Source organism: Lysinibacillus sp. 10T31 (assembly GCF_056394365.1).
In genome coordinates, this window is the sequence record NZ_JBFTHS010000247.1 from 1 (window position 1) to 389 (window position 389).

Genomic DNA, 389 nt, shown 5'->3' on the forward strand with positions numbered 1-389 from the left:
GCCGTGGTAATTCCCTGGGATTGGCATTCCCGGCTGGTGGGTCCATCCGAACTTTGCCCACACCCCTGATCTTCCCTGTCATTGGTTGCCCCGTCTCGAGGAAAAAAACAAAGAATGTCGATATTTTTCTTGTCCGCAGGCGCATCGCGCTTCGCGTAAAAAATGAAGCCATTCTTGTAAATGTACATGCTCCTGAACCTCGAATCCTGTCTCACGTACGAGGCCGATACGCCCTTGACCGTCGGGCTGGGGTTAGGATCCCACGAGTGATACTGCGTGGAGTGACTGGTGCCTCTGAGAATGACGCCTGAACACTCGAATACTGTGCCCGGGGAAAATGTTCGGCAAACCTTTGGAACGTTGTTATAGCGATCCGTCAGGTTCTTCGC

At 53.0% G+C, this 389-nt stretch carries 1 protein-coding gene; it reads right to left on the bottom strand.

The annotated features are described in order from the left end of the window. Positions 1-188: hypothetical protein (locus AC1DCY_RS27870; protein WP_477356073.1), on the bottom strand; the 188-nt coding region annotated here is incomplete at its 3' end. Between the last annotated feature and the right edge of the window lie 201 nt (positions 189-389).